Annotated in this window: 6 protein-coding genes; 1 reads left to right on the top strand and 5 read right to left on the bottom strand. The window is 68.7% G+C overall.

Annotation, left to right across the window (positions count from 1 at the left end; translation table 11 throughout):
• Positions 1-2: 2 nt before the first annotated feature.
• Positions 3-1,202 carry an ADP-forming succinate--CoA ligase subunit beta gene (sucC, locus tag AC1RRS_RS06095; RefSeq protein ID WP_487290033.1) on the bottom strand — a complete coding sequence of 400 codons (1,200 nt, stop codon included), beginning with the start codon at positions 1,200-1,202 and terminating at the stop codon, positions 3-5.
• 549 nt (positions 1,203-1,751) lie between these two features.
• Here sucC and AC1RRS_RS06100 point away from each other — a divergent pair.
• Entirely contained in the window at positions 1,752-3,521 is a 1,770-nt protein-coding gene (locus tag AC1RRS_RS06100; RefSeq protein WP_492854344.1) for a methyl-accepting chemotaxis protein, read from the top strand.
• A 142-nt stretch (positions 3,522-3,663) separates the two neighbouring features.
• Here AC1RRS_RS06100 and AC1RRS_RS06105 read toward each other — a convergent pair whose 3' ends face one another.
• The 4 genes from AC1RRS_RS06105 to AC1RRS_RS06120 all read right to left on the bottom strand — a co-directional run bounded on the left by AC1RRS_RS06105 (position 3,664) and on the right by AC1RRS_RS06120 (position 11,997).
• On the bottom strand, positions 3,664-7,020 hold the full coding sequence (locus AC1RRS_RS06105; RefSeq protein WP_492854345.1) for a glycosyltransferase: 3,357 nt from the start codon (positions 7,018-7,020) through the stop codon (positions 3,664-3,666).
• Between the two features lie 291 nt (positions 7,021-7,311).
• Positions 7,312-8,637, bottom strand: a complete 1,326-nt coding sequence (locus AC1RRS_RS06110) for a spinster family MFS transporter (RefSeq protein WP_492854346.1) — start codon at positions 8,635-8,637, stop codon at positions 7,312-7,314.
• A 148-nt stretch (positions 8,638-8,785) separates the two neighbouring features.
• Positions 8,786-10,987: a TonB-dependent receptor gene (locus AC1RRS_RS06115; RefSeq protein ID WP_492854347.1), complete on the bottom strand. Its 2,202-nt coding sequence runs from the start codon at positions 10,985-10,987 to the stop codon at positions 8,786-8,788.
• A 314-nt stretch (positions 10,988-11,301) separates the two neighbouring features.
• Positions 11,302-11,997 carry a TetR/AcrR family transcriptional regulator gene (locus AC1RRS_RS06120; protein WP_492854348.1) on the bottom strand — a complete coding sequence of 232 codons (696 nt, stop codon included), beginning with the start codon at positions 11,995-11,997 and terminating at the stop codon, positions 11,302-11,304.
• Positions 11,998-12,031: the final 34 nt, after the last annotated feature.

The following is a 12,031-nucleotide window of genomic DNA, read 5'->3' on the forward strand; positions in this document are numbered from 1 at the left end:
GATTAGCGAGCACCCTTCACGGCCGCGACGATCTTTTCGGCGCCGTCAGACAGATCGTTGGCGGCGATGACGTTCAGGCCGCTTTCCGAGATGATTTTCTTACCCAGCTCGACGTTGGTGCCTTCCAGGCGAACGACGAGCGGAACCTGCAGGCCGACTTCCTTCACGGCGGCGATGACGCCTTCCGCGATGATGTCGCAGCGCATGATGCCGCCGAAGATGTTGACCAGGATGCCCTTCACGGCCGGATCGGCGGTGATGATCTTGAAGGCCGCGGTGACCTTCTCCTTGTTGGCGCCGCCGCCGACATCGAGGAAGTTGGCCGGCTCGGCGCCGTACAGCTTGATGATGTCCATGGTGGCCATGGCCAGGCCCGCGCCGTTGACCATGCAGCCGATTTCGCCGTCGAGGGCGATGTAGGCCAGGTCGTACTTCGAGGCTTCGATTTCCTTGGGGTCTTCTTCGGTCTCGTCGCGCAGGGCGCGGATGTCCGGGTGACGGAACAGCGAGTTGCCGTCGAACGACAGCTTGGCGTCCAGGACGCGCAGGTGGTCGTCGGCCGTGACGATCAGCGGGTTGATCTCCAGCATGGCCATGTCCTTGGCCAGGAACGCCGTGTAGAGCTGCGTCAGCAGCACGGCGGCTTCCTTGGCCAGGCCGCCGGTCAGGCCCAGGGCCTTGGCCAGCGCGCGCTGGTGGGTCGGCCACACGCCGGTGGCGGGGTCGATCGAGAACGAGTGGATCTTTTCCGGGGTGGCGTGAGCCACGTCCTCGATGTCCATGCCGCCTTCGGTCGAGGCGACCACCGAAACCATCGAGGTTTCACGGTCGACCAGCAGCGACAGGTAGAATTCCTTGGCGATCGCAGCGCCTTCCTCGATGTAGAGGCGGTTCACTTGCTTGCCCTTGGGACCGGTCTGGTGGGTCACCAGCACGCGGCCGAGCATTTCCTCGGCCGACGCCTTGACGTCTTCGACCGACTTGACGACGCGGACGCCGCCCTTGGCGTCGGGGCCGAGGCCCTCGAACTTGCCCTTGCCGCGGCCGCCGGCGTGGATCTGGCTCTTCACGACGAAGACCGGACCGCCCAGCTTCTCAGCGGCGGCGACGGCTTCGTCGGCAGTGAACGCCGCGAAGCCACGCGGGACGGGGGCGCCGAACTCCGCGAGGACGGCTTTGGCTTGATGCTCGTGAATGTTCATGAGGGGACCGGTCTTCCGCGACGGTTCTTGAATGTGGCGGCGTTATAGGAGCGTGATTTCGCAGGCGCAACCGCATGGGGGCGATAAGGCGCCCCCTTCTGCCGATCGATCGTCAGAAAGAACGCCCGCGCCCCATCGGAGAAGGCGAGAGGCAGGAAAAACCTGCACTTTTACGAAAGCGCCCACAGACTCCGGTTATCTGGAATGGCGGTTTTGGACGCGCGCCGACGGCGGTCGGTTTTTTGGGCGTGCGGCGCCTGCGAAATGGGCGGCGTGAGGCCCGGAGAGGGTCGGGCCGGGCGCGAGGCGCTTTTGTCGCAGAACCGCGATCTTCCACTCAAGCTTAGCCATTCGGCGCTGAAGCTTCTCGAAGAAACAACGGCTTAAATACGATGCTTTTCGTGCGCAATAGGCTGGCGGGAGTCGGGCTCTACTTGGGGTTTCGAGACGCTGCCGTAGTATAAATAATCTATTTACCGCATCGAAGCTCTTGCTAGCCCGACACGCGCCCGGCGACCCCCTTGTCCCGGCCTGCAATGGAAGACTTCCATGTTCAATCGCTCGCAAGTCCAGGCCGTCGAGACCCTGGCCGCGCTGGACCGGTCGCTGGCGACCATCGAGTTCGATCCCAAGGGCCGGATCCTCACCGCCAACGAGAACTTCTGCGCGGCGATGGGTTATGCGCTGTCGGAGATCGTCGGCCGCCACCACAGCCTGTTCGTCGAGCCGGACTACGCCGCCAGCGCCGACTACGCCGCCTTCTGGGCCAAGCTCGGGCGCGGCGAGTTCGACGCCCGCGAGTACCTGCGCGTGGGCAAGGGCGGCCGCGAGGTCTGGATCCAGGCCTCCTACAATCCGATCCGCGGCGCGCGCGGGGGCGTCACCCGCATCGTCAAGGTCGCCACCGACATCACCGAGCAGAAGCGCCGCGCCGCCGAGCAGCACGGCAAGATGGAGGCCGTCAGCCGCGCCCAGGCGATGATCGAGTTCACCCCGGCCGGCGAGATCGTCACCGCCAACCAGAACTTCCTCGACGCCCTGGGCTATACGCTCAGCGAGATCCAGGGCCGCCATCACCGGATGTTCGTCGACGGCGCCTATGCCAACTCGCCGGACTACGCCGCCTTCTGGGACCGCCTGAACAGCGGCGAGTTCGTCGCCGCCGAGTTCAAGCGCGTGGGCAAGGGCGGGCGCGAGGTGTGGATCCAGGCCTCGTACAACCCGATCTTCGACCACAAGCGCCGCATCGCCAAGGTCGTGAAGTTCGCCACCGTGGTCACCGGCCGCGTGCACGCGGTCAACGAGATCGCCCAGGGCCTCGACCATCTGGCCCGCAACGACCTGACCTATCGCATCAGCAAGCCGGTCGATCCGCAGTTCGACAAGGTGCGCAACGACTTCAACAGCGCCATGTCGGCTCTGGACGGGGCCATGGGCGTGGTGTCGTCGGCCACCCGCAGCGTCGGGGCCGGGGCGCAGGAGATCTCGATCGCGGCCGACGACCTGTCGCGCCGCACCGAGATCCAGGCCGCCAATCTCGAGGAGGCCGCCGCCGCCCTCGACCAGATCACCGCCACCGTCAACCGCAGCGCCGAGGGCGCGCGCGAGGTCTCGCAGGTGGCTTCGGCCGCCCGCGTCGACGCCACCCGCTCGGGCGAGATCGTCGGCGAGGCGGTCGCGGCCATGGGCGAGATCGAGGAAAGCTCGGGCAAGATCACCAGCATCATCGGCGTGATCGACGAGATCGCCTTCCAGACCAACCTGCTGGCCCTGAACGCCGGGGTCGAAGCCGCGCGGGCGGGCGACGCCGGCAAGGGCTTCGCGGTCGTGGCGTCGGAAGTGCGGGCGCTGGCCCAGCGCTCGGCGGAAGCCGCCAAGGAGATCAAGGCCCTGATCGCCAAGAGCACCTCCCAGGTCGGTCGCGGCGTGCGGCTGGTCGGCGAGACCGGCGAGGCCCTGTCGACCATCGTCGAGAAGGTCGGCCGCATCGACGGCCTGATCCTGGAGATCGCCGAGTCCTCGCGCGAGCAGGCCACCGGCCTCTCGGAGGTCAACACCGCCGTCAACCGCATGGACGAGGTGACCCAGCGCAACACGGCCATGGTCGAGGAGGCCACGGTGGCCTCGGCCAGCCTGAAGATGGAGGCCGCCGAACTGGCCCAGCTGATCTCGCGCTTCAGCACCAGCGGCGGCGGCCAGATCGCCCCGTCCGAGATCCGCCGCCAGCCGGCGTCGCGTCCCGGCCGGTCGCGCCCGGCCCCTCGCAAGGTCGCCAGCGGCGGCGGGGCCGTCGCCGCGGACGAGTGGACGGAGTTCTGATCCCAGGAACCTCCCCCTGTGGGGGAGGCGATCGCGCAGCGATCGGAGGGGGGAGTGTCTGCGGACCTGCCGAGGCTGCGGAAGCTGAGACCGGCCCCCCACCGGCCTTCGGCCGCCTCCCCCAGAGGGGGAGGTTCTCTACCTACTTCACCGCCGCGGTCGCTCGCCGTTCCAGCTTGCCCCAGCCGACGCGGCCGCCGCGCACGGCGGTCAGCACCGACTTGACCACCACGTAGTACATCAGCTGGCGGTAGCCGAAGCGCTGCACCGGCAGGTAGGGCAGGTCGGCCCAGGGGGCGCGCTTTTCAAGCGCCATGCCCAGGGCGCCGGCCGACAGGTCGACCAGGATGAACACCGCCCAGTAGAGCAGGCCCCGGATGGTGTCGTCGGGACGCCATTCCACCGGGTGGGCCACCGCGCCGTAGAGGCCCGAGACCAGGCTCCAGACCACGGCCAGGTCGACCAGCGGCGCGGCCACGGCCAGCAGGATCTGGAACAGCCAGATCTGCGGCAGGGCCACGAAACCCAGCACCGGGGTCTTGGGGTTGAACATCGCCGAGCGATGCTTCCACACGCACTGCAGGGTGCCGAACGACCAGCGGAAGCGCTGCTTGAGCAGGCCGCCCACCGTGTCGGGCGCCTCGGTATAGGCGCGGGCGGCCGGGTCGAAGGCCACCTTCCAGCCGGCGCGCTGGCAGGCGATGGTCAGGTCCTGGTCCTCGGCCAGGGTGTCGGACGGATAGCCGCCCAGGGCGTCGAGCACGCTCTTGCGCCAGGCCCCGACCGCGCCGGGCACCACGGTGACCGCGCCCAGCGCCGCCAGCGCCCGCCGCTCCAGGTTCTGGGCGGTGACGTATTCCAGGGCCTGCCAGCGGGTGACGATGTTGAGGCGGTTGCCGACGATGGCGTTGCCGGCCACCGCACCGATCTTCGGGTCGGCGAACCAGCGCACCAGGCGGCCGATCGTCGACTTCGGGAACAGGGTGTCGGCGTCCAGCGCCACCACGAACTCGCCCTTGGCCACGGCCAGGCCCCGGTTGACGGCCCGCGCCTTGCCGCCGTTCTCGAACGACAGCAGCGTCACGCGCGGGTCGCCGGCGAAGTGGTCGCGCACCTCCTGGGCCGTGCGGTCCTTGGAGCCGTCGTCGAGGACCAGCACCTCGATATTGGTCCAGTCCGACTCCAGGATCCGGGCGATCGAGGCGGCGATCACCTTCTCCTCGTTGAAGCAGGGGATCAGCACGCTGACCAGCGGACCGGTGGCCGGATCAAGGTCGTCCGGCGTGTGCTCGGTCGCCTTGTGGACCAGGGCCAGGGCCGCCAGGAACACCAGCCGCGCGACACCCAGCGCGATGGCGGTGATGAACAGCCAGGTCAGCAGGGTGTTCAGTCCCCGGAAGAAGCCGAAGCCCAGGCGGTCCAGCGCCAGGCCGACCGGGTCGCGGGTGGTCGGCGGCATCACCTGGTCGGGCGTCATGCCGGCCAGCTCGCCGACCGTGACCAGGCGGTAGCCGCGGGCGCGGATGCCGTCGATCAGGCCGGGCAGGGCCTTGATGGTGTTCTCGCGGTTGCCGCCGGCGTCGTGCAGCAGCACCACCTGGCCGGGGTTGGGACCCGGATTGTCGAGGCGGTCGAGGGCGCGGTCGATGATCGTCTGGGGCGGCGGCTTCTGCCAGTCGTCGGTGTCGATCCGCAGGCCGACGATCAGGTAGCCCAGGGTCTGGGCGATGACGAGGGGATCCACCTCGCGCGGGGTCGAGGGCTCGGCGTCGCCGAAGAACGGCGGACGGAACAGGCGCATCGAGCGGCCGGTGACCACCTCGAACAGCCGCTGGGTGGCGTTCAGCTCGACCTGGGTCTGGGGCAGCGGCGTCTCGCCGATGTTGGGGTGGGTCCAGGTATGGCCGCCGACGTCGTGGCCCTCGCGCATCTCCCGCTCCACCAGGCCCGGATGCTTCTGCATGTTCTGGCCGATGACGAAGAAGGTCGCGGGCGCGTTCTTCTCCTTCAGGATGTCGAGGATCTTCGGCGTCCAGCGCGGGTCGGGGCCGTCGTCGAAGGTCAGGGCCACCAGGCCGGGCCGCTGGCCGTAGCGCTCGATGACGTAGGAGCTGGGCAGGACGTCGTAGGTCTCGCCCGAGATCAGGCCGGTGTCGGGATCGGTCTCGAGGCTGCGTTTGCCGGGCGTGGGCAGGGACGAGACGCGCAGCACCTCGCCGCCGCCGTCGAAGTCGACGCTCTGGCCCGACGGGATGCGGGTCAGGCCCGCGGCCGTGCCCTTGCCGTAGGGCTGGCCCAGCACGCTCCACACGCCCGGATCCTCGCCGCCCATGCGCCACAGGCCATAGCCGCGCGGCCGGAACGGGTCGCTGGCCTTGACCTGGTTGAACAGGGTGGGGGCGTCCAGGAACCAGACCACGTGCTTGTCGCCGTTGTCGGCCTGGTAGCCGTAGGTGGGGTTCAGGGCGTCGTCGTCCATGCGGATGTCGGCGCCGGCGTCCTGGGCGTTGCGGATGGCCTCGTGGAAGGTGGCCGCGTCGCCGCTGGCCGCCGTGCCGTCGGCCTTCAGCGTCCAGTCATAGCCGTAGGCGCCGAGCGCCAGCACCGTGCGGGCCGGGTCGAGGGCCGAGAAGCGCTTGTCGAGCTCGCTCTCGTACCAGTCTTGCCCTGCGTTGGGGCCGGGGTCGCCGCCGCCGTAGTGCTGGTCGTAGGCCATCAGCACGATGGTGTCGGCCGACTGCTGCAGGCGCTTCAGCGGCCAACCCTGCTCGTCGAACGGCGCGGTGACCCAGACCTCGCGGCCCGAGGCCTTGAAGGCCGCGCGGGCCTCGTCCAGCAGCAGCGGATAGTTGGCCAGGCCCTTGGGCGACAGGTTCTCGAGGTCGAAGATGTAGCCGCCGAAGCCGCGGCGCTGGGCCAGGGCGGTCAGGTTGTCGATCAGGGCCTTGCGGGCGGCGGGATTGGCCAGCAGGGCGTCGGCCATCGGGCCGTCGAACTTGGCGTCGGCCGAGTTGTGGACCAGCGGCAGGACGGTGGGATGGTTGGGCGCGGCGGCGATGCGGGCGGTGCCGATCGGATCATCGTCGGCCGTGATGTCGCCCGTCCGGCCCTTCAGCGCCACCCACTGCGGCGAGACCACGTCCAACTGGGCGACGTGACGGCGCAGGGACTCGCGGCTGTCCTCGTCCCAGGGCACGTAGAAGCCGACGCTGAGCGGCTTGGCCGCGCCGATGGCGGCTGGGGTCTTCGGGGCGGGCAGACGGCGCCAGGCCGAGGGCTTGCCGGGCTTGAGGCGGTGCACGGTCTCCTCGTGCAGGGCCGACAGCACGTGCGGGTCCTTCAGCGTCACCGCCGGCAGGCGCGGGGCGAAGGCCAGGGTCGCCAGGAAACCGGCCACGACGGCCGCCACCCCGGACAGGGCGATCCCCGCCGCCAGGGTGAACCTGCGCCGGCGCTTGCCGGTGGGGTCGTGGAAGATATGCCGATCGTCGCCGCTCATCGCGCCAAAACCTGTCCGTCCCGCCAATAACACGGTTTCGGCGGCGCAATGATCCTGGATCATGTCCGAACGGTGGCGCTAGGACCCTCGTTACGCGCCTGCGACTTTTTGGCTGTGCACGGCCCCCTCCCGCACCTCTCTCTCCCGTCATTCCCGCCCTTGTGGCGGGAACCCCTCGTTCCGCCCACACGTGAGGCGCAAGCGGATCGCCGGCGATCCGCCCCACCCACCCTTGCGGCTGACAGAGGGTTTCCCGCCACAAGGGCGGGAATGACGGGAGTTGGGGGGATCCTAGTCCACCCAGTCCTTGTCCAGGCGCTTGCTGGCCAGGAAGAACAGCAGGGCGGCGACGAGGTAGAAGCCCATGCCGCTGTAGATCGACCAGCGCAGCGACTCCGCCCCGAAGGTCGGCTTCAGCAGGTCGGAGACCAGGCCGAAATAATAGATGCCGACGGCGATGCCGAGCAGGTTGTTGATCAGCAGGAACAGGGCCGAGGCGGTGGTGCGCATCGGGGCCGGGCCCAAGTGCTGGACGGCGGCGGTGATTGGGCCCAGCCACGCCAGGTTCAGGCCCGTCGGGATCAGGAAGATCACGAAGGCCACGGCCAGCGAGGCCTTGCCGCCGAGGCCGCCCATCAGGCTGCCGCTGTTCATGGCCAGCAGGAAGCACGGCACCGAGATCAGGAAGGCGATGGCCGGGGTGATCGGATAGCCGGCCTTGGACTTGGCCCCCAGCCTGTCGGCCACCGCCCCGCCCAGCCAGATGCCCAGCAGGCCGCCGAACAGGGCGATGCCCGAATAGTACCAGGCCGTCTGCGACAGGGTCAGGCCCAGGCTGCGCATGAAGAAGCTGGGCAGCCAGGCGGCGACGCCGTAGCCGCACACCGACGACGAGGCCGCGCCGAAGGCCAGCAGCCAGAACGACGGCTTGGCGGCCAGCAGGCGCGCGGCCTGGCCCAGCGGCATGGCCGGGGCGGGCGGCGCTGGCGGCGCGCCTTCCACGCGGTCGGCGCCGCCGCGCACCGGATCGCGAACGACAGCGCGGAAGATCGGGGCCAGCACCACGCCGAGGCACCCGACGACGATGAAGGCCGTGCGCCAGCCGTAGGTCGCCGCCAGCAGGCCGCCGACCAGCGTGCCCAGGCCCGAGCCCAGCGGGATGCCGAAGGCGTAGGCCGCGAGCGCCCGGGCGCGCTGGCGCTTGGGGAAGTAGTCGGCGATCAGCGAATAGGCCGGGGCGACGCCGCCGGCCTCGCCGATGCCCACGCCCATGCGGGCCAGGAACAGTTGTCCGAACCCGCCGGCGAACCCGCACAGGGCGGTGAAGCCGCTCCACACGGTGAGGGCGGCGGTCATGATCCAGACGCGGCTGAAGCGGTCGGCCAGCCAGGCGATCGGGATGGCCAGGGTGGTGTAGAGCAGGGCGAAGGCCAGGCCGCCCATCAGGCCGAACTGGCCGTCGGTGAGGCCGAACTCGTCCTTGATCGGCTTGGCCAGGATCCCGAGGATCTGCCGGTCGAGGAAGTTCAGGGTGTAGACGAGGATCAGCGTCGCCAGCACCAGATAGCGGTAGCGGCTGCCGCCCGTCGCGGCGCCTTCGCCGTTCGCTTCGCTCATCGCCCGCCCCCTTGAACTGTACGCATGCGCCTTCCGGAAAAGGACGACGGGGCCCGTTGCAGCGGGCCCCGTCAGATCTCGACCGAGAAGCCTTTGGTTTAACGCATTTTCTTCACGCGAACCGGAGTCCGCTTCGCTCGAAAATGCTTCAGAAGTTGAACTCCAGGCTCGCCGACACGCTGCGCGGCGGGCCGTAGAAGCCGATGACCGAGTTGTTATAGGTCGCGACGCCGAAGTTGTAGCCGCCGATGCGATAGGTTTCGTCGGTCAGGTTCTTGCCGACCAGCGAGACCTTGTAGCGGCCGCCCGGCGCGTTCCACACGGCGCTGAGGTCGACCAGGGTGAAGGCCTTCTGGTCGAGGGTCGGCAGCGGCTGCTCGAACTGCTGGTACTTGTCGCGGTAGCTGACCATCGGGGTGACGGCCAGGCGGCCGCCCAGCAGTTCGCCGGTCCAGGTCACGCTGAGGTTGGCGGTCTTTTCCGGCGTGTTCTGGAAGCCGTAGAGGTTGGCGACGTTGACGATCGTGCCGGTGACGGCGTCGTAGCGCTCGAACTCGTCGTACTTGGCCTTGATGTAGCCCAGCGCCAGGGTGCTCGACAGGTTGGGCGTGAAGCGCGCCGTGCCTTCGAACTCCAGGCCCCAGATGGTCGAGGCGCCGGCGTTGTCGACCGAGCTGGCGATGCCGCTGGGCACGGCCACCTGGGTGGTCACCTGCTGGTTCTTGTACTTCGAACGGAAGGCCGCCGAGGCGAACGACAGGCGGCGGTCGAACAGATAGCCCTTCAGGCCGGCCTCGTAGGCGTCGACCGTCTCGGGATCGTAACCGGACGTCGTCTGCGGGGTCAGGAAGGCGTCGCCGCGCATGTCCCAGCCGCCGGACTTGAAGCCCTTGGAATAGGAGACGTAGCCGGTCAGGTCGTCGGAGAAGTCGTAGGAGGCGCTGACCCGCGGGGTGAACTCCTCGAAGGTCTTGGTGGCGGTGTAGTTGGTGCGGGTCTGCAGCACCGGCCGAGCCGTTCCGCCCTGCCACGGGGTCTTGGTGGCGCCCAGATAGAACAGGCGCACCACCGTTCCGGTCTTGTGGTCGCGTGTGGCGCGGCCGCCCAGCGAGACCTTGAAGCGGTCGGTGAAATTGGCCGAGACGTCGGTGAACACCGCGAAGCTGCGGGTGTTGACCTTGCCGGCGGCGGCGATGGCCACGCCCAGGTTGCCGGCGATGGTGTCGAACTCGCCCGAGGCCTGGCTGTTCATGTAGTAGACGCCGAACACGCCCTGGAAGGTCTCGTCGGCGTAGACCGCCTGCAGTTCCTGCGAGAACTGGCGGTCGCCATAGGTGGCGGGCACGTCCAGCGTCGGCAGCGGCGTGCCGTCGAAGTCGATATTGGTCTGGGTGTGGCCCTTGCGGTTGGCCGTGATCGACTTGAAGGTCAGGTGCTCGCTGGCCTTCCAGGTGGCCAGGGCCGAGACGCCTTCGGTCTCGACGTGGTTGGCGTCGCCCAGGCCGGCCTGGGTGTCGTAGGTGTCGAGCACCTTGTAGCCGCCGGTCAGGGTGGGCAGCTCGCGGTGGCCGTGGCGGGCGTTGCTGTCGTCGACCACCTTGTCGTAGGCGATGCGGAAGAACAGGTCGTCGTTGGGCGCGTACTCGACGCTCAGGCGGCCGGCCTGGACGTCCTTGTTGTACTGCTCGGCGCCGGTGGTCAGGTTCTTGCCGTAGCCGTCGCGCTTGTAGATGGCGAAGGCGCCGCCGACCGACAGGCCGCCGCCCAGCGGGGTCGAGGCGGCGATCAGGCCGTCACGCTGGTTGTACGAGCCGACCGTGCCCTTCAGCTTCAGCGCCGTCTCGTCGTCGTGCTTCTTGGTGACGTACTTGATGGCGCCGCCGATGGTGTTGCGGCCGTAGAGCGTGCCCTGCGGGCCGCGCAGCACCTCGATGCGCTCGATGTCGAAGATGTCGAGCACCGCGCCCTGCGGGCGGGCCACGTAGACGTCGTCGATATAGAGGCCGACGCCCGGCTCGAAGCCCCACAGCGGGTCCTGCTGGCCGACGCCGCGGATGTAGCTGATCAGGGTGGAGTTCGAGCCCCGGGCCACCTGGACGGTGATGTTGGGGGTGGTCTGCTGCAGGGTGGTGATGTCGGACGCGCCCTGGCGTTCCAGCGCCGCGGCGCTGAAGGCCGAGACGGCCACCGGCACGTCCTTGAGGGTTTCCTCGCGCCGGCGGGCGGTGACCACCACCTCCTCGACGCCTACGCTTTGCTCCGCGGCCGGCTTTTCCTGGGCCACCGCCAGGTTGCAGGTCGCACCCCACGCCGCGCCAGCCAGCAGCGCAGCCTTCCACATCGTTTTCATAGGCAAGCCCCTCTTCCCTAGATGCGTTTCGTCCCTTCCGCCGATCGAGCCATCTCACGCAGCCTCGTATCCGGCGTTTCCCGCACGATTTCACCGCCGCAGGAATTCGACGGCACTGTCACCTAGGTTGAGGGAATGCGCCAGCGTTTTTTCACCAGGTGATGAAAAGTGCAATCCGGGGGCGGATGGTCGTCATTGGAAAGCCCTCCCCCTCGATGGGGGAGGGTTGGGTGGGGGTGGTCGCGGAGGCGGCGGCTGAACCGCCGCGTCACCCCCATCCCCGGCCCTTCCCCCATCCGCCAACGGGAAGGGAGCTAGGCTTTGCGCTTGGCGACCACGGCCTCGAAGCCCGCCGCGCAGTAGGCGAACAGCCGCGCGCGCACGGCCTCCAGGTCGCTGGAGTGGCACAGGCCTTCCGACAGCGAGTCGATGCGGCCGGTCTCAGACAGGGCCAGCATCATCGAGCCGGTCAGGAACTGGTAGCACCAGTAGAGGTCGCGATATTCCGCGTCGGGACGGACGATCTTCAGCGTGTCGACCAGCTGGTGGACGACGGGGTCGAAGAACCGGGCCATGGTTTCGCCGCCCCAGGCCGGGGTGTTGTTCACCTGGGCCACCAGGGCGAAGTAGCTCTTCCAGCCCTGGCCGCCGTCCTGCGAGATGCGCAGCAGCGGGTCGATGAAGGCTTCGATCACGCCTTCCACCGTCATGGCTTGGCCGTGGGTCTCGACATAGGCGTTCATCGAGACGCTGCGGGCCTGGTTGAGGATCTCGGCGCGGCGCACGAACACCGCGTCGAACAGCTCGCGCTTGGCGCCGAAATAGTAGTGGATCAGGGCGGTGTCGACGCCGGCCTCGGCGGCCACCTGGCGGGTGGTCACCCCATGGAAGCCGTGGCGCGCGAACAGGCCCTCGGCGGAGTCGAGGATGGTCTCCTTCAGGTCCAGGCCCGTGGCCTTGGAAGGACGGCCCCGCCCGCCGGAACGGGCGCGGGGCTTGGCGGCGGTCATGTCGGGGAGGCCTCTCCGAGAACTTCGCTGTCCC

The organism is Caulobacter sp. GW821-FHT12A07 (assembly GCF_058807655.1).